This is a genomic window from Hyphococcus luteus, from assembly GCF_002943565.1.
GTDB lineage: Bacteria > Pseudomonadota > Alphaproteobacteria > Caulobacterales > Parvularculaceae > Hyphococcus > Hyphococcus luteus.
The window spans coordinates 377,617-395,781 of sequence record NZ_PJCH01000015.1; the positions used below are offsets into that span (position 1 = coordinate 377,617).

An 18,165-nucleotide genomic window follows, 5' to 3' on the forward strand; every position below is an offset into this window, starting at 1 on the left:
ACCGGCCGCCCGGCGCTACCCGCCCCCGTCTTCCGTTCCGCCGCCCCCGACCGTCCCAGGGGAATTCGTAAAAGTCGCGGGGGCCTGCCCCCGCGTCCGTATCCCGACCAACGGTCGGGCAAGCGGCAGGGATCGTCACCCGAAGGGCGAAGACGGCGAATTCATTTTTTGAATTTGTCGTCTTCGGGCCGCCGATCACCCTTTGATCGGCGCGCCTAGAGCCCGGCACCGCCAGGCGGCCGCCCGCGGCAAGCAACTTTACTAAAATGGTGATTTATTGGTTATTAACCCCTGAAAAGGCATGTTGTCAAACCAAAGCCTTGCCAGAACTTTGAAAATACTATATTTTATTGGCTATGACCCAACAACGTCAGGAACGGTTAAAGCCCCTACTCGACGACTTGCCGCCCGGCTATGTCGCCGACGCCGCATGGCTGACGGCTCGCGGAATCGACCGCAAATCGATCCTGCAATATGAGCAACGCGGCTGGCTCGAAAAGCTCGCCCGCGGCGTTTACCGCCGGCCTGACACGAACCGCGATGTCAGCGCCGCCGACGACTGGCGCCGCCTCGTCCTCTCTCTGCAGCGGGTTATGGGCTACGACGTTCATGTGGGCGGGCGCACCGCCCTGTCGCTGCACGGCTTTGAGCACTATCTGCGCCTCGGCGCCGAGGCGCCGCGCGTCTATCTTTATGGCGATGTCCCGTCATGGCTTGCGCGGCTGCCGGGTGCGGACCGGTTCGAAACGAGAACCCTTAGCCTGTTCAGCGGATCAAAAACCGGCGTCGATGGCGTAGACGACAAAAAGCAATCATCCCCGAAGCAACGACGATTGAACGATCTCGTCGTCTCAACGCCCGAACGGGCGATCCTCGAAATGCTGAATGAACTGCCGGTCCATGAAAGCTTTCACAATGTCGATGCAATATTCGAAGGTCTCGCCAATCTTCGCCCGCGGCTTCTCGAAGCCCTGCTCCAGGAATGCCGCAGCGTGAAAGTCAAACGGCTGTTCTTCGTCTACGCCGACCAGCACGATCACGCCTGGCGAAAATATCTGAACCCGGACGATTTCGATCTCGGATCGGGTCCGCGCGCGCTTGTTGAAGGCGGCCGCCTGCATCCGCGCTACGCCATCACGATCCCGCCCGATCTGATAGACGACGCGCAAAACGAGAGACCCGACGATGGCCCGTGAGACCTATCTGGCGCAGGTGCGGCTCTTGGTGCGGCTGTTGCCGCTCCTCGCTGACGAACCCGACTTTGCACTCAAAGGCGGCACGGCGATCAATCTCTTTTATCGCGACATGCCGCGGCTGTCGGTAGATATCGACCTCGCCTATCTCCCTATCGCCGAACGCGCGCCGTCGTTGGAAGCGATTGACGAGGCGTTCGATCGCCTCACAGCGCGCATCAACGCTCTGCCCGGTGCAAAGGCTGGGCGCATCGCCGGCGGCGGCGGCGAGACGCGCATCCTTGCGGATGCTGGCCGCGTTACAGTCAAGATCGAGACCTCGCCCGTCATGCGCGGCGTGATCGGCAAAACGCGCCTCATGCGTGCGGCGCCTGCGGTCGAAGACAGATATGGATTCGTGGAAACGAAGGTAGTCTCGTTCGATGATCTTTACGCCAGCAAATTACACGCCGCGCTAGACCGCCAGCACCCGCGCGATCTCTTCGACATAAAACTCCTCTACGAAAACGAAGGCCTCACCGACGAACTCTTCGGCGCGTTTCTAATTTACATCGCCTGTTCGAGCCGTCCCACCCATGAATTGCTGGCGCCGAACGAAAAGGATATCGCGGCCGAATTCGAGAAGGAACTCGTCGGGATGACGGCGGCGCCCGTTGCACTCGAAGAATTGACCGGCGCGCGATCGCAGCTGATTGCCGACGTTAGGTCGCGCATTAAGGGACCAGCGGCGGAATTCCTGATGACGCTGCAGGCGGGCGAACCTGATTTCTCACTCATCGGTCTGCCGCAGGCCGCCGCCCTGCCGGCGATCAAATGGAAAATTCTGAACTTAAAAAAGTTGATGGCAGAAAACCCGGACAAGCACCGTGTGCAGCGAGAGCAATTATCCGCAATTCTCCATACCGCCGAATTATGAGCAGCACATAATCAAGGAAATTCCGGCCGAAATTTTGCCCGGTGTGCATCCGGCGATGGAGACTTCAGAAACATCCTCAAAGCAGACTTCCAAATGCATTTGCGCTGGTTCGGCGCCGTTTTTCGTCGATCAGCGATCATGCTAGAATTTTGCCGATAGCGAAAGCGCGCCGAACTCATGCCGCGTGTCCTGTGTTGCAAACTCCTTCGTCCGCCAAACATAAGTATAGGCGATCTGGAACGATTTGATTTGGATCACGGCGCCGGCCTGGACGTCGGCGACGAGATGGCGTTTTTCGACCGAAAGACTTGCGCGCCAGGTATTCCCGTCAAGAAAAATATTGCGCGCGACCGCACGCCCTTCCGCGCCGGCGAACAGGTACCACGATGCGGCGTCGACGCCGCGATAATATCCGGCGCCTGCAAGGCTGGGCCGAATGCGCGGCGGCCAGTAGTTTCCTTCAAGATTTTGGCCGACGTGAAATGTCAGGCCGGTCTTGCCTTGCGTCAACACATTGCCGACGGAGATGCCCGCATTGGGCGATGCATCGATTCCGACGCCGGGGCGAGATACGCGAAAAAAACGGCCGCCAGCGCCGTTCATAGGACAGAATTAAACCGGGCTCGTTGCAGAGCTGGTTGTCCCATCCGTTGACCCTGTCGCCCTTGATAAGTCGATGGAAATTGTACTGCACGTTGTCGCCGAGCACGGCAGGCCCGATTACACCGGCCAAAACGGTGAGCATGTCGAACATATCATTGTCGCGTTCAACCAGCACGGAATATTCCCCGTAGAGCCAAACGGCGTATGTATGCTGATCAGGAAGCGGTTCAATCGCCTCTGTATCTTGCGGGGTAAAATGCTGTGACTGAGAGCGAAGCCAATTCGCGTAACGTCAGCCGGCGACGCCCGCAAAAACCGTCTCGCGATTTCTTTACCGCGCCCCGGCGTCGACAGATAACCAAACCGCACGCCGTTTGTGTGGTTGCTATCAGTCGAACCGAAATAGTCATTCTCAAGAAGCACGCTCCATGTCGCTTTTTCTTCCGCAAAGGTGCATGGAGCCCATAGCGCTGCAATGAAAATGGCGAGTAATGGAATCTTCATCGGGCCAGCGCTCGACCCATCGCCTCTCGCCAGAAATGCAAGAACTATTCTTCATTGAGTTCTCCCATTACGCTTCATTCAATCTCTTGGCCCCCGCCAGCACGGTCGTCAATCCGGGACGTCAAGATACCAATGGCGGCCGTCAACGGCGGTGCAAAATGGAGCCACGCGGCAAAAGCGGAACAGACATAATCATTTTGAAGATTAAGTTAGGCAACATGCACTCTTGTTTGACACGCGTCGTGGCAAGCACAAAAATAAAGAACGCAGAGATTACAGAATTCGGCTCACTACGTCAGATTTGATCTAATGTCTTCCTTTTCTATACGCTCGTAGCAATCTCCGAATACGCGCTCATAGCCATTCTTTGCCTGCTGCCGCTAGCGAGTGCGGCTGGCGCTTTCATGATCGCGAGCGGTGGGCCGGACTTTGCACGGCTCGGGAAAAGGCAACCGGCATGACGCAATTTGCGAACTTGCCGCTTCGCCAGTGGTTCCGGTTTGATGTCGAGGAAACCGAAAACGGCGCCCTTTATTCAACTTCACCGGATGACGCTCACTTCGGCAATCCGCTGATCAAAGCGCTCCGTGGCGGGGTTGTGTCAACTTTTCTGGAACTTGCCGCGCTGCATGAATTGCGGCGCGCCCTTGGTTTCGATCCAGCTGGCGAGGCGATCAACATTAATGTGGAATATCTGAAATCCGTCAGGCTTTCGCCACTCTTCGCCAGAGCGCACATTGCAAAAGCCGGGCTGCGGCGGCTTCAAGGGAAAGCCTCATTGAGGTCGACCGGAAAATCTGGATGCTGACTGTAAGTCCACAGCGGTTCTGGCATTGTCTTCAATCACCACCCAGGCGCTCTCTGCAATCAGTTGTTTCGTCGCAACCCACGAACCGCCGACGCAAGCGACGTTGGGAAGCGCGAGATAGTCCAGCGCACGGGCGGCGCTGACGCCGCCTGTCGGGCAAAACCTGACGTCAGGCAATGGTCCCGCGAGGGCCTTGAGATAGGAAACCCCGCCCGCCAGCTCAGCCGGAAAAAATTTCTGCGCTTTAAATCCCGCCTCAAATGCGGCGATTGATTCAGATGCGGTCGCAACACCGGGCATCGACGGCGCGCCGGATGCCGCCAGCTCACCAAGAAGGGTCTCGCTTGCGCCAGGGCTGACCAGGAACGCCGCGCCGGCGTCTATCGCTGCAACGACATCGCTAGGTTTACAGATCGTCCCGACGCCAACGATCAACTCGGGCGCCGCGGATCGCATTGCGGCGACCACCTCTAGGGCACAGGGCGTTCGCAGGGTCACCTCAACGACCTGCATGCCGCCTCGGGCAAGCGCTTTGGCCAGCGGCGTCGCCTTTTCAAGGGAGGAAACTTCGAGAACCGGGATGATCTTCGCAACGTCGAGAATGTCGTCGATATTCAATTGTCTGTCTCCATAGACGCCGCCGCGCCGAATAGCGCCGCGTTTTCTGTGATGATCAATTGCACAGGAACGGCGCCGACGTAATCGGACATCCGCCCCTTGTCCTTGAAACACCGGAGAAAATCGCTGTTAAGAAAAACTTCCTTCATTTTTGGTAGGATGCCGCCGCCCAGAACAACGCCGCCGCGCGCGCCCGTCGCCAGTACGGCGTCGCCCGCGACCCGGCCTAAAATGGCGCAGAACATCTCTACCGCTTTCACAGCGATCATATGTCCACCCGTGGTCGCGGCGCTGGTGATTTCGTGCGCCTGCATGAAATCGCAACCAGCTCCCTCGATTGCGCAAAGAGCGCGATGGATCCGGACAAGTCCGCCACCAGACAATAGCCGCTCGACCGACACGCGCGGATGGTCCCGGCTGATCAGGTTCCTGATTTCGATTTCGTCTTGCGTATACGGCGCAAAAGCAACGTGACCGCCTTCAGTGGCGATGACCTTGCGACCCCAGCTTGTTGGCGCAATCAGCGCCTGGCCGAGACCTGTGCCGGGGCCGATGACAAGCTGCGGCGCATCTGTCATAGGTGAACCGTCCTTGACCTTGAGAACGCTGTCGCCGGGAAGATGCGCGAAGCCTGCCGCCAGAGCGAAAAAATCGTTGACGATGCGCAACTGCTCGATACCCAAAGGCCGCGCGATCTCGGGCCCGCACAACGTCCAGTGCGAATTGGTGAAATCAACTTTACCATCGACGACCGGGCCAGCGGCTGCAAAGCACGCGCGCTTCGGTTTTGCTGCAACGGTGTCGAGATAGGCGGTGGCCGCATCAAGTACGTTTTCGAAGTCCATAGCGCGATAAACCATCGCATCGCGAACCGCGTACTTCTCGCCGATCTCAACCGCAATGGCGAAACGGGCATTCGTTCCCCCGATATCGGCAACCAAAAAGGGGTCAGCCACGATCCGCATCCAGATTAACAGTCATCGCGCCTGTCTCCGCGGGACCAACCAACGCCCGAAATCCGGCGAAGAGTTCACGGCCGGTTCCCCAGTGGTCCGGATCGAGCTTGTGCGCCAACATCTGGCGGCCATTAAGATCGGCATCGGTTGTGAGGACGCCGGCCTGCGCATCGAGGCGAATCATGTCGCCGTCGCGAAGTTTTCCGATCGCGCCGCCGTCGACGGCCTCTGGGGTTACATGGATCGCGGCGGCCACCTTTCCGCTGGCCCCTGACATGCGGCCGTCCGTGATCAGAGCCACTTTAAATCCTTTCTCCTGAAGGACAGCGAGAGGCGGCGTCAGGCGGTGAAGCTCCGGCATGCCGTTCGCCTTGGGACCTTGAAATGGAACAACGGCGACGAAATTGCGGTTCAGCTCGCCCGCCCGAAATCGATCGATCAATTCCTGCTGGCTACGAAACACGATCGCCGGCGCGGCAAGGGTTCGCTTTTTCGGCTCAACCGCCGAGACTTTGATTACGGCCCGGCCGAGGTTGCCCTTGAGTATGCGAAGCCCGCCAGTTTTCGAAAATGGATTTTGCGCCGGCCGCAATGTCTCGCCGTCGCCGGACCGGGCGGGCGGGGAGCGCCAGCCGAATGCGCCGTTCTCAAGATGCGGCTCGGCGGCGAAGCGGCGAAGCCCCTTCCCCATGACGGTCGTCACGTCCTCATGCATAAGCCCGGCGTCGAGCAGTTCGCGAATGACGAACCCCAACCCTCCTGCGGCGTGAAAGCGATTCACGTCCGCCATGCCGTTCGGGTAAATGCGCGCCAGCAACGGCGTTACATCGGAAAGCGCGGAAAAATCATCCCAGTCAATGACAATGCCGCACGCCCGCGCCATGGCCACAAGATGAATCGTGTGGTTGGTCGACCCCCCAGTGGCGTGGAGGCCGACCATCGCGTTGACGATCGCGCGTTCATCGACGACGTGGCAGAATGGAATATACGTGTTGCCGAGCGCAGTCACGGACGCCGCCTGCAGCGCGGTTTTTCTGACAATGGCTTCGCGCAGAGGCGTTCCAGGATTGACGAAGGCGGATCCAGGGACGTGCAGCCCCATCGCCTCCATCATCATCTGGTTGGAGTTGGCGGTGCCATAAAACGTGCAAGTGCCAGGCGAATGATAACTCTCGCTTTCAGCCCTCAAGAGCGCATCGCGGCCGACCTTTCCTTCGGCGTGCAGTTGTCGCACGCGTGCCTTCTCGTTGTTCTCCAGGCCGGACGTCATCGGCCCGGCCGGTAGGAACAAAATGGGAAGATGACCGAAACGCGCGCCTCCAATAAACATGCCCGGCACTATCTTGTCGCAGACGCCCAACATGAGCGCGCCGTCAAACACATTGTGCGAAAGCGAGACCGCTGTAGCCATGGCGATTACGTCGCGGGAAAACAGCGACAAGTCCATGCCGGGCTGTCCCTGCGTAACGCCGTCGCACATGGCTGGCACGCCGCCGGCGATCTGCCCCGTGGCGCCGATTTCGCCAAGCGCCGCCTTAATGACGTCGGGATATGCGCCGAGCGGCTGATGCGCGGACAGCATGTCGTTATGGGCCGTGACGATGCCTATATTTGGGCAGACGCCCTCGGCGAGGCGTTTCTTGGCGACGGCATCGCACGCCGCCGCCGCATGCGCCAGGTTTCCGCATGATAAATGAGATCTGTGGGGTCCTTTCGAGGCGGCGACGCGCATCAGTTTCAAATAGGCGTTGCGCGTCTTTTCGCTGCGTTCGCAGATGCGATCGGTAACGCGCGTTACAACGTGATTCAGCTTCACCACAGCTTTTTCCTCATGGCGCCCAGCAGACTAAAAGGTCGGGCCGCGCCCGCAAAATGGCTCGGACCGGCATGTCCTCAACCGGACCGTCCGCCATCGCCGCCTCGAAAGCAGCGCGTTTTTCCCCGCCTGCTATAGTCAAGATCACGAGCGGCGCTTTGGCGATCGCGGAAAGCGACATCGTGATGCGCTCGACTTCGTCGCCGGTCGCTTCGCTTCGGCGCGCCGTCACGGCGCATACGGGTTTATCGCTCCGGAGCGCATTCGCAAGGCCCTGTGCCTGGGGAAACCATGAGGCCGTATGCCCGTCCTCGCCCATGCCGAGCACCACTACATTGAATGCAGGTCGATCCCCGGCTGCACAGATCCTGCCAGCGGCCTTTTCAGCCGACACGCCGTCTTGATAGAGCCCACTGATCCGCGCACAGGTCGCGGCAGCGAACGCATTGCGCACAAAGGTCTCGTTGGAACGGGGATGATCCGGCGGGACCCAGCGCTCATCGATTAACGCAACCGCAATGCGCCCCCAGGGTAGGTCCCGCTCGGCCAGCGCCTCGTAAAGCGGTTTCGGCGTCGTCCCCCCGGAAACGGCGATCGCCGCGCTACCGTTAAGGCGCGCCCCACGGTCAAGCTCCGTTGCGATCAGGGCACTGATCCGCATTGCAAGCGCTTCGCGTGATGTGAATGCGGTCATCGCCGGCTCAAGCGCCATTGAACCACTCCCGTCCTTCGCGATCGAGCATCATGGCGGCCTGCGCCGGCCCTTCCGTGCCCGCAGCGTAATTGTAGACAGGCGTGTCATCCTGTGCCCATGCGTCGCGGATTCCATCGACCCAACGCCACGCGGCCTCAACCTCGTCGCGGCGCATGAACAGACCGAGATCACCGCGCACCACAGCCATCAGGAGCCGCTCATAGGCGTCAGGATAGCGAGCCTCAAACTGTTCCGCGTAAGAAAGATTCAGAGGCACATAGCGAAGCCGCATACCGCCGGGGCCGGGATCTTTTGTCACGAGGAGCAATTTGACGCCTTCATCCGGCTGGAGCCTGATCACCATTCGCGTCGGTGGCAGAGGCTCGTCATCAACCAGGGCGTGCGCAATATCCTTAAACTGAATAATGATCTCGGAATAACGAGACGCCATCCGCTTTCCCGTGCGCAAATAGAACGGGACGCCTTTCCAGCGCCAGTTATCGACATTAGCCCTAATCGCGACAAACGTTTCGGTATCGGACGGGCCCCCAAGCTCTTCACAGTAACCGGCAGCCACTTCGCCGTCGATAGCGCCCTTACCGTACTGGCCTCTGACCGTAGACGAACGCACATTCACGCGCGAAATCGGGCGCAGGGCGCGCAATACCTTTATCTTTTCATCGCGTAGCGTATCGGAATCAAGATCAAGCGGCGGCTCCATCGCCACAAGACACAGCAATTGCAGCAGGTGGTTCTGCACCATGTCGCGTAGCGCGCCAGCGGCGTCATAATAGCTGGCCCGTCCGCCGGCTCCAATTGTTTCCGCGACGGTAATTTCCACGTGGTCGATAGCGTTGGCATTCCACACCGGTTCAAATAACGAGTTCATGAACCGCAAAACGATCAGATTCTGGACGGTCTCCTTTCCGAGATAATGGTCGATCCGGTAAATTTCGTCTTCGTTGAATACGGCGCCGACCGCGGCGTTAATATCGCGGGCGCTTTGCAAACCCGCGCCGATTGGCTTTTCCAGAACGATACGCGCGCCGGCCTGGTTCAGGCCAGCGGCGGCGATATTGGCGCTGACCGCGCCGTAAAGCGCCGGCGGCAGCGCAAGATAAAAAATGCGTTGTTTGTCGCCGGCGCCCTTCAGCGCGTTGCGTACGTATGACCAATCGGCTTCGGCATGCGCCGCATCAAGTCCGCAATAGCGGAGGTTGTTCGTAAAGGCGCCCCACTCCGCCTCGTCAACTCTCTCGCTTGGATGAAATTCCCGAAAGCTCCCAAGCGCCAGCTTGCTAAAGCCAACGCAATCCATTTCGGCGCGCGATACGCCGACAATCCTCGAAGTCTTCGATATCTGTCCGTCGCGCCACCGATGAAACAATGATGGAATCAGTTTTCGAAGCGCAAGATCGCCCGTAGCCCCGAACACTATTATATCAAATTCAGGTACTGGAACTAATGCCGACCTTGCTGAGAAATGACCACCCATCGTCCCGTTCACAGCCGCTTCACCGTACGAAATCCCACATGCGAGGTCGCTAGATAAGCGTCCTGCGGCTGGCGCGATTGCGGACGGTAACGGAAACAGAAATTCTTTGCGCAAAGATAAGAGCCGCCCTTTATGACATTGACGGGTATCCCAGGTTGCTCCGGTGCGTATCCTTGAGGAAATTCATCCCGTAACCCATCCGCTGCGTGGCGTGGATAATAGGGACTGGCAGTCAACTCCCAGACATTGCCGACCATATCGTAAAGGCCGTGCTTGTTCGCCTTGAAACAGCCCACGGGCGCGAGTCCCGTAAAACCATCCTCGCCGCTGTTGATAAACGGAAACATACCCTGCCAGTAATTGGCCGAAGGCGCGGCGGGGTTGGCGCCAGCGTCGCGAGCGGCGGCGTATTCCCATTCCGCCTCCGTTGGCAGCCGACGTCCTTTCCAGTTCGCATAAGCGATCGCGTCCTCGATCGCGATGTGAACGACCGGGTACTGGTCTTTGCCTTCGATCGTGCTGCCTGGCCCGTACGGATGGCGCCAGTCTGCGCCCGGCGTAAAGCGCCACCAAGCGGAAGGCGTCATAGCTTCCCGCGCCTCCGGCGGCGAGAAAACCAGCGAACCGGGTTGACGGAGTTCCTCAGGCAATTCAGCCGCAACGGTCGTATCGAGACCGCGTTCAGCACGGGTGACATAGCCGGTTGCATCGACAAATTCACTGAACGCCTGATTGGTCACTTCGGTGCGGTCGATTTCGAAGGCCTCAATGCTGACTTCCCGCACGAGGCCTTCTTCACGGTAAAGCCCTCCTTCCCCAAGCCGCACCGTTCCGGCCGGTATGGCGACGGAACCATCCGCGCCCTCTCTCGGCGCCAAACAGTGGGCATCGGCATCAGGCACCGTAACGACGGCCCTGTCGCAGGCAACAGCCATCAGGCTCGCAAGGGAGATGCAAAATATTTTTAGGGCTCTGATGCTCGGAGACAATTGATCTGTTTCCAAATCAATTTTGACTGTAGCTCGAGTGGAGCAATTTATTAAACCTCCAGCCGACATAAGCATATTCACATTCACTCACCAGTAGAATGCATAAAGGAAAATCAGAGTGGAGGCGACGACAACGGAGCCGAGATTGAATACCGGGCCCGTTCTAAAGGAAATGTCGCCGAGCCGCACCGCTTTCTCCTCACAGTCTGGCTTCTGCATATATGACAGCGCGACACCGACCGCGAGACAGGAGAGAAAAACCAGGCCGACGCGATCAATAAATGGCATTTCGGGAAGCTGGATCTTGAAGGCAAGCGACAGGGCGAACGATCCTATGACAGCCGCGATCACGCCAAACTCCGTCGCCCGCTTCCAAAACATGCCGAGCACGAAGATGGCGACAATACCGGGTGTGAAGAAACCGGTGTATTCCTGAATAACCTGAAAGACCTGATCAGCGCCGTCGAGCAGCGGCCGCGCCGCGAGGACAGCGATGGCAAGCGCCGAAAAGCTGGTGATGCGGCCGACGCGCACCAGCTCGCGCTCGGATCTGTCTTTACCTAGCAATGGCCGGTAGAGGTCCATCGTAAAGATCGTCGAAATCGAATTCATCATCGAGCCAAGCGAAGACACAATCGCAGCGATCAACGCAGCGAAGATCAACCCGCGAATCCCCGCTGGCACGAGCTTCATCATCTCCGGATATGCTTGGTCCGGCTTTGCCAGATCTGGCGCCAAGGACACGGCGGCGATTCCTGGCACGACAATAATAAAAGGCGTCACTACTTTCAGGAAAGCGGCGAACATAACCCCCTTTTGCGCTTCCGCTACGCTCTTCGCCGCCAGCGCACGCTGGATGATATATTGATTGAAGCCCCAATACGAAAAATGCATGATCCACATCCCGCCCAGGATAACGCCGAGACCGGGCAAATTAGCGTATTGCGGATTATCTTTTGAAAGGATCATGTCGAAGCGTTCAGGAAACTCAGCCACAAGCTCCTGATATCCGCCCCACACGGAACCGTCGCCTACTTGCGTCAGCGTCACATGCGTGATCAGGGCGCCGCCGAGAACGAGCAGCACAACCTGAATGATATCGGTAAGCGCCACCGCTTTCAGTCCTCCATAAAGAGAATACGCTGCGGCGAACATCGCAAGCAGCACCATGCCGAGCATCATTTCGGCACCAGCAAGCGCGTTGATCGCCGTCGCCCCAAGCCACAAAATGGTCGTCAAATTGACGAAAGTATATATGCCGATCCAGAAGACCGACATCACATATTTGACGCCGCTGCCGAAGCGCTGCTCCAGAAACTGCGGCATCGTATAAATGCCGCGCTGTAAAAAGATCGGCAAAAAGTACTTGCCGACAACGATCAGCGTGATGGCGGCGAGCCACTCATAAGAGGCAATCGCCAGACCGATGGCGTAACCCGAACCGGACATGCCGATGATCTGTTCCGCCGAAATATTGGCGGCAATGAGCGACGCCCCGATCGCCCACCACGGCAGCGCCTTGCCCGCAAGGAAATAATCCGCAGTATCCTTCTTGTGACCGGCCGCTTCGCGGCTGACCAGCGTTGCAATTGCGATAAGCGCCAGAGCGTAACCAGCAATAATAACAATATCCAGAAACTCAAGCGCCATAATATGTATCCACAAAAGCCGAACTATCGTTGTTCACAGCAGCCGATTTATTCGCATCACGATCACTGAGGCGGACAATTCCTTTTCTGCACCCCAATACGTCTTCCTTAGTCGCATCTGTCATTGATTGTCGCTACTGTTTCGGCTGACGCTCCGAGCGGCCTCGACCACATCTAGCCTTTGCGCCCACGGATCAGCGCCAGCACTCGCCTCTCCTTCCTGGGTGAACTTCAGCAGGATTTCGCGCGGGTGGAACGTCGGCCAGTTATTCAGGGCAGCGCCATTGGGATCGCCTGTTTTCGCAAAATTCAACAAATATCCATTGGCCAACCGCTGCACCGACAAGTCCTGCGTCGTTGTTTCATCGCCGTAGCGGATGCCGACCGTTCCGAAGAAGTAGGGAATTTCAGACGCGTGTCGAGCGCCATCCCACTTATCGCGAACAGCGTCGGCTACATAATGAAACCTGTATAGATAAACAGCGGCGCCGAAATCGGAATGGCGCCGAGCGACATGCCGGGCCGGCTCGTGCATCACACGATCAGCGCCTACCATATCCACGAGATTTTTCAGGCCCATTTCTCCAGCCGGATCATAAACCGCTCTCGCTTCTTTCGCATACTGACCAAATGTAGCGAACAATAGAGGCTTAGTCGGAGCGGCCGCAAACCCCATATCCGCGCTCGTCGTGCCGATCATCAGCGGTCCGCTAAAGGCGTTTTCGCCACCGATCAGGTCTTCGATCTCTCCGGTGATGATTCCGTCGTCCACGAAAGGCCCGCCGGGAAATTGCGGCGAAAGCGGATCTTGCACAAACAACGTCCGCAGATTCAGATCGCCGAGAACCTTTTCCGCTGTCAATGCGCGCAGTGCTTCCAGCACGGCCTTTCCTTCACTGTTAATTCCCGCCGCGCGCGCGAAATTGACGCCGATTTCCTCCGCCGACGCCACGCCAATCCGACTTTCGCGTATATGGCGACCGCCGAAGCCGCGAATGGTCCTGCCGCCGCCCGACATGACGACAGCGCGTTGGAACAAGCCGCGGGCGGCGGGAGAAACCATCAGATTCAAAACCGAAACGCCGCCCGCAGATTCTCCGATAACTGTCACATTGTCCGGGTCGCCGCCGAATGCAGAGATATTACCTTTCACCCAGTTCAGGGCGGCGATCTGATCCATGAAGCCGTAATTTCCGGAGGGTCCTTTGCCCTCCGCGCTCAGGGCGGGGTGGGCGAAAAATCCGAAACGTCCGAGACGGTAATTAAAGGTCACAAAGATGACATCGCCGCGCGCCATGGCGGCGCCGTCGTAAATATCCTGCGAGGAGCCGCCATTAACGAACCCACCGCCGTGAATCCACACAATGACAGGAAGGTTGGCGCCGACGTCCGTGTCAGCCGGGCGCCAGACATTGAGATATAAGCAGTCTTCGGACGGCTCCGTATTGATAGGAGTGCCGACAATACTTTCGAAAGGGATCTGCATGCAGTCGGAGCGGAAAGCGCGAGCCTCATACGACTGCGACTGCGGCAAATCGGACGGCGGCTGTGGCGGGCGCCATCGCAAATCGCCGACCGGGGGCGCGGCGTAGGGAATCCCCTTGAAGGACTGTGCGCCGTCCTCGACGCTCCCTTCAAGACGGACGGATCCTAGCTCCACGACAGGTGTATTCTTCCCGGCGGCTTCAACATGAGAACATGCCGAAAGAAACGCCGCGGCAACCAGGAATACCGCTCTCAACGCTGGGTCAGCCATGATTCTAATTCGCCTTGTGCTCCTGACGGCAGTCGAGAGTTTCCGCCTGCCGCATTTCAATCCCGTCCCGCGCACTCGCGGCCAGGGCTATTGTCGACGCTCACCCGCAAACGCGCGTCAGCGATCCAAGGCCAACAGCCATGGATCATTGGTATCAACCATGAACTTGTGAAGATCGTTCTTCATCCTGTTCAGAATCTCACGATGACCAGGGTCATCGGCGAGATTGTTCAACTCGTCCGGATCCTCAACAAGGTCATAGAGTTCGAACTCCGGTCGATCAAAAAATTCTTTTTTGGAACGGTTCGCGTAATGATCATCACCACTGTCAAGAAACGCTCTCCATGTTGAAGACTGCTCAAGATCGAGCGCCATCGGGAAATCGAGAGTCGGCTCAAGATTATGTATAAGCTTGTAGCGACCTGTGTGAATCATCCGAACCGGATAATACATGTGAATTTCGTGGAAAGAATGCGATCCGAAAATCGCAGCCCGGTTCATTTTCCCCGATTTCTGAATGTGTTTCTTCAGTGATACGCCGCGCAGCGTTTCACCCTCAGCCGACGCATTTGCATAATCAAGAATTGTAGGCGTGATATCCATCCATGACACGAGAGCATCGCTGACATCGCCGCCGGCTCGTCGGCTCTTCGGGTCGCGAATGATCAATGGCAAATTGATGCCCGGCTCATAGAGGGTCGTCTTGGCGCCAGGGAAAGCGACTCCATTATCGGACAGATAAATGATAATCGTGTTTTCGAGCTTCCCATGTTTCTCCAGGACCGCGCGCAGGGCGCCGACTCCCTGATCGAGCCGCGATACGGATGAATAGTATTGAGCCAGTTCTTCGCGTACCGCCGAAATGTCCGGTAGAAATGCCGGGACTTTCACGTCTTCCGGCCTATATTCGACGTGAGTGATTCCAGGGTAGCCTTCATTGCGATTACCGAAACTGTTCGGCGCGGGATAAGTGTCGAAGGGAAACGCGCGGTGCGGATCATCTGTGGCGAAGTAGAGGAAGAAAGTGCCGTCCGCAGCGATAAAATCTTCCGATAACTCAACCATTTCGACCGGGCTGCGCGCGACGGAGGCCATGTCGTTGGCGGCGCCGTCCGAAAGCGGGCTGTCGAATTTGTAAACCGCGTCCGGCGCAAGATGCACTTTGCCGACCCGCCCGGTTCGATAGCCGCTATCGGCCAGCATGACTGGCAATGATTTTATATCGTCGAACGAACTGAAATGATGTTCCCAGTGCTGCAATCCGTACATGCCGTTTTCGTGATTCTGCTTGCCCGTCAGCAGAACAGATCGGCTCGGACTGCAGCTAGAAACCGTCGCATGAGCATTCGTGAACCGGACGCCTTCAGCGGCGAGCCGATCCAAGTTTGGCGTTTGAACTACATCATTTCCGTATGCGCCGATCGCGTCGAGCCCGTGGTCGTCGGCGACGATCAGGACAATGTTCGGCCGTTCCGCGGCGTAAGCGGATGAGATTGCGAATAGAACAATTGTAAAAAATGTGATTGCGGCTCTCATTTCTACTCCTGTGGCCAGTTCTGAACGCGCTGGGGCCATCCCTTGCGGCTCGGAAGTTTTTTCCAGATCGGCGCTTCGTCGAGGTCCTTGATCAGGATTTTCTGCAGTTCGAGCGCCAGCATCCGCGTCGTCTCGGGCTGAGACTTCGCCAGATCTTTCGTCTGGCCCGGATCTTTGCGGATATCGTAAAGTTTGAAGGTGTCGAACTCCGACGGCATCCGTCGAATGTCTTCCTGATCTTCAGCGGCGATAAAGTGCGTTCGCGCAGTCGAGTCGTCGAAGGACGCGACAAGAACGTAGTCACCGGAACGCAGCGCCGCTTGAGGTTTGTTCCTATAGAAGAACCACGCCATCGGCCGAGGGCGATTTGGCGCCGCCTCACGAAGAAATGGCAGGATGCTGACGCCGTCGCGCGACAACCGTGCGGCGTCCTCAACCGAAAGCATCGCACTTAGTGTGGGCAACAAATCGACCGCGCCGGCGGGAAAGGTGTAGAGGCCATTTGGCACCCCCGGTCCCGCCATAACGAACGGCACCCGAATTCCGCCTTCGTAGACCAGGTTTTTCTCGCCAAGCAACCCGCCGGTTTCCCCCGGCTTGATAGGCCCGTTGTCGGACTGAAAGACGATCACAGTGTTTTCAAGAAGGGATCGTTCGTCGAGCGCGGCGATGACCCGTCCAATAGCCGAGTCGAGATTTTCTATGTTGGCCAGATATTCCGCTTCGACAGGACCGTATCCTTGCTCGGCATATTTTTCGATCAAGTCTTCGGGCGAAGCGATCGGCGAATGGGGCTCGTGAAAAGCAAGATAATAGAAGAACGGCCGATCGGCGTCGCGCTTGTCCAACTGCGCAATAACGTCCGATGCGACAATCTGAGCTGAATAGCCTTCGATCTTGCCGAGCGGTTCGCCGTTGCGAAAAAAATTCGTCGGATTGAGATGGCTTGGAAATGCGTTGTTCGGCGTCCCGAATGTATAGTCGAATCCGTGATCGGCAGGCTGCGGATGCGGATGTGACGCCGTTTTCGGATAAGCCCCGAGATGCCATTTTCCGAAATGCGCGGTTTGGTAACCGGCGGATTTCAACATTTCAGGCATTGTCAGGAATGACTCTTTGAGCCACACCTGCTCTTCGGCAAGATCCCGACCTGGCCGGCGCGCGCGGATATAGGTGAATATTCCTGTCGACATCGGGAACCGGCCAGTAAGAAGTCCAGCGCGCGAAGGCGAACACACTGGCGCAGCCGCGTAATAGTCAGTAAACATCGCGCCGCGATCGGCAAGCTTCTGAATGTTGGGCGATTGCGCTTTTCCGCCATAAGTCGCGAGATCACCATAGCCAAGATCATCCGCAAGAAAAATGACTACATTAGGCTTTTTGCCTGGAGCGGCGGCGTAAGCGGACGTGAAGCAACCGATTAGCGTTACAAGGGCCGCCAGAACGGCAGGCTGTGAAATCTTGAATTTACTCATTTCCGCACCGTTTCAACCTATCCACTTCCACTCGCCAATACCGCCAAACAGTCTCGTCTCTCAGCCTTGCCGCATTCGGTGCAGCGCTCTGGCGGATCGCCGCGTCATCCCAATGAACTAACATACGTCGGTTCTGTCGCAGAACGCTGCCGCCAGACGCCACCCCAAGATCCGATGCGACTCCGAGTCGAGATGAAGCCCGTCATCACCGGTTTTTAAATTCGAGCTATCGACGACGCTCAAGGCGCTACCGCTGATCTCAGCCTGCATTTTCTGAACGTCGCTCCAGAATGGATATCGATCGTTAAGCGACGCGCCGAGCTCTGGGAGGGGCACAACGAACACCGGAAGCGCAGAGTTGTCGAGGTCAGCGCGAAAAGCGCCGATTACGGTTCGAAAAAGCTTCCCCCAGCTGCGCGCGCGTATATCATCTCTCGCATCGCGCTCGCCTTGGTAGAAAAGCAGCGCACGAACTTCTCCAAATTGGCGCGCTGCCTCAACATTCCCTAGACACCGTTCATAAAGACCTTCCGTCGTCGCGCCCGAAGGTTCGGAAACCCATTCGACAATGCTTGATCCGCTAACTGCGCACGGTACAAGAACTATGTCCTGCTTGACGCCCATTGAACGCAAGGCGAGGGCGAAGCTGACGCCAACTCCCTGCGTGTAATTTCCGGCCTTTCTTGGCCAGGGGTCGTCGAGGCCAGAGCGCGATACGAAATCAGCGATCGGCCGGCGCTCCAGACCCCACACGTAGCTTATGCCTGTCGAACGCAATACATCGTCGCGAAACACGTCGTCCAATTTCCCGCGCGAAACCATGTTGGACTGCCCGGCCAGCACAAAAATCATGGGCTGGTCGGCGGTAAGCGCGATCACCTCGCTAGAACGCCCCCCGCCAACACACGCAGCCACAAGCGCAAACAGGCACGCCAAACACACTTTGCGGCCCAATAAAGTCAATTCTCTGCGTCTATCCATCATCAGTCTTTCTGCGGTTCCCGCCCCACCTGCGAAGATAACTCCCTCGGAGCCACGGGTCGGTTTTCAGCTTTGGCGAGACCGCATCTCATTCTTCATCGCCGCAGCGGGCGCCCGCAAGGATTGGAAACTTTCGGACTGCCGACGCACCGATCCGGCGATGGATTGAAATTGCT

16 protein-coding genes and 1 pseudogene are annotated in these 18,165 nt (G+C 57.7%); 3 read left to right on the top strand and 14 right to left on the bottom strand.

Features of this window, described 5'->3' with window-relative positions; translation table 11 throughout:
- The first annotated feature begins 356 nt into the window (after positions 1 to 356).
- Both CW354_RS17935 and CW354_RS17940 read left to right on the top strand, forming a co-directional pair.
- On the top strand, positions 357 to 1,196 hold the full coding sequence (locus CW354_RS17935; protein ID WP_104831445.1) for a type IV toxin-antitoxin system AbiEi family antitoxin domain-containing protein: 840 nt from the start codon (positions 357 to 359) through the stop codon (positions 1,194 to 1,196).
- Positions 1,186 to 2,109 carry a nucleotidyl transferase AbiEii/AbiGii toxin family protein gene (locus CW354_RS17940; protein ID WP_104831446.1) on the top strand — a complete coding sequence of 308 codons (924 nt, stop codon included), beginning with the start codon at positions 1,186 to 1,188 and terminating at the stop codon, positions 2,107 to 2,109. The genes CW354_RS17935 and CW354_RS17940 overlap by 11 nt, the downstream gene beginning before the upstream one ends.
- Before the next feature lie 141 nt (positions 2,110 to 2,250).
- Here CW354_RS17940 and CW354_RS17945 read toward each other — a convergent pair whose 3' ends face one another.
- From CW354_RS17945 to CW354_RS24140, 3 genes and pseudogenes are all read right to left on the bottom strand, one after another.
- Positions 2,251 to 2,712 carry a lipid A deacylase LpxR family protein gene (locus CW354_RS17945; protein WP_104831447.1) on the bottom strand — a complete coding sequence of 154 codons (462 nt, stop codon included), beginning with the start codon at positions 2,710 to 2,712 and terminating at the stop codon, positions 2,251 to 2,253.
- Between the two features lie 34 nt (positions 2,713 to 2,746).
- A pseudogene (locus tag CW354_RS24135) lies at positions 2,747 to 2,890 on the bottom strand (lipid A-modifier LpxR family protein); the annotation flags it as partial.
- On the bottom strand, positions 2,830 to 3,216 hold the full coding sequence (locus tag CW354_RS24140; protein ID WP_108723966.1) for a lipid A-modifier LpxR family protein: 387 nt from the start codon (positions 3,214 to 3,216) through the stop codon (positions 2,830 to 2,832). The gene CW354_RS24140 and the pseudogene CW354_RS24135, both read right to left, overlap by 61 nt.
- 457 nt (positions 3,217 to 3,673) lie before the next feature.
- Here CW354_RS24140 and CW354_RS17960 point away from each other — a divergent pair, with 457 nt between their 5' ends.
- The gene (locus CW354_RS17960) at positions 3,674 to 4,024 is read left to right on the top strand and encodes a PaaI family thioesterase (RefSeq protein ID WP_104831450.1); all 351 of its coding nucleotides are present in this window, start codon (positions 3,674 to 3,676) and stop codon (positions 4,022 to 4,024) included.
- Here CW354_RS17960 and eda read toward each other — a convergent pair.
- The 11 genes from eda to CW354_RS18015 all read right to left on the bottom strand — a co-directional run bounded on the left by eda (position 3,992) and on the right by CW354_RS18015 (position 17,887).
- The gene (gene eda, locus CW354_RS17965) at positions 3,992 to 4,642 is read right to left on the bottom strand and encodes a bifunctional 4-hydroxy-2-oxoglutarate aldolase/2-dehydro-3-deoxy-phosphogluconate aldolase (protein WP_104831451.1); all 651 of its coding nucleotides are present in this window, start codon (positions 4,640 to 4,642) and stop codon (positions 3,992 to 3,994) included. The two genes, CW354_RS17960 and eda, sit on opposite strands and share 33 nt — an antisense overlap.
- Positions 4,639 to 5,598, bottom strand: coding sequence for a glucokinase (gene glk, locus CW354_RS17970; protein ID WP_165793800.1), 960 nt, complete (start codon positions 5,596 to 5,598; stop codon positions 4,639 to 4,641). Before glk ends, eda begins: the two co-directional genes overlap by 4 nt.
- Positions 5,591 to 7,414 (bottom strand): phosphogluconate dehydratase, encoded by a 1,824-nt coding sequence (gene edd / locus CW354_RS17975; protein ID WP_104831814.1) that lies wholly within the window; start codon positions 7,412 to 7,414, stop codon positions 5,591 to 5,593. The genes glk and edd overlap by 8 nt, the downstream gene beginning before the upstream one ends.
- A gap of 13 nt (positions 7,415 to 7,427) precedes the next feature.
- Entirely contained in the window at positions 7,428 to 8,126 is a 699-nt protein-coding gene (pgl, locus tag CW354_RS17980) for a 6-phosphogluconolactonase (protein WP_104831453.1), read from the bottom strand.
- Positions 8,116 to 9,615 carry a glucose-6-phosphate dehydrogenase gene (gene zwf, locus CW354_RS17985; RefSeq protein ID WP_207764898.1) on the bottom strand — a complete coding sequence of 500 codons (1,500 nt, stop codon included), beginning with the start codon at positions 9,613 to 9,615 and terminating at the stop codon, positions 8,116 to 8,118. Before zwf ends, pgl begins: the two co-directional genes overlap by 11 nt.
- Positions 9,612 to 10,538, bottom strand: coding sequence for a formylglycine-generating enzyme family protein (locus CW354_RS17990; protein WP_207764899.1), 927 nt, complete (start codon positions 10,536 to 10,538; stop codon positions 9,612 to 9,614). Before CW354_RS17990 ends, zwf begins: the two co-directional genes overlap by 4 nt.
- 141 nt (positions 10,539 to 10,679) lie before the next feature.
- Positions 10,680 to 12,242 carry a sodium/sugar symporter gene (locus CW354_RS17995; RefSeq protein ID WP_104831455.1) on the bottom strand — a complete coding sequence of 521 codons (1,563 nt, stop codon included), beginning with the start codon at positions 12,240 to 12,242 and terminating at the stop codon, positions 10,680 to 10,682.
- A gap of 120 nt (positions 12,243 to 12,362) precedes the next feature.
- Positions 12,363 to 13,997 carry a carboxylesterase/lipase family protein gene (locus CW354_RS18000; protein WP_104831456.1) on the bottom strand — a complete coding sequence of 545 codons (1,635 nt, stop codon included), beginning with the start codon at positions 13,995 to 13,997 and terminating at the stop codon, positions 12,363 to 12,365.
- A 117-nt stretch (positions 13,998 to 14,114) separates the two neighbouring features.
- Positions 14,115 to 15,533 (bottom strand): sulfatase family protein, encoded by a 1,419-nt coding sequence (locus tag CW354_RS18005; protein WP_104831457.1) that lies wholly within the window; start codon positions 15,531 to 15,533, stop codon positions 14,115 to 14,117.
- A gap of 2 nt (positions 15,534 to 15,535) precedes the next feature.
- Positions 15,536 to 17,008: a sulfatase-like hydrolase/transferase gene (locus CW354_RS18010; RefSeq protein ID WP_104831458.1), complete on the bottom strand. Its 1,473-nt coding sequence runs from the start codon at positions 17,006 to 17,008 to the stop codon at positions 15,536 to 15,538.
- Between the two features lie 117 nt (positions 17,009 to 17,125).
- Positions 17,126 to 17,887, bottom strand: a complete 762-nt coding sequence (locus CW354_RS18015) for a sialate O-acetylesterase (RefSeq protein WP_165793802.1) — start codon at positions 17,885 to 17,887, stop codon at positions 17,126 to 17,128.
- Between the last annotated feature and the right edge of the window lie 278 nt (positions 17,888 to 18,165).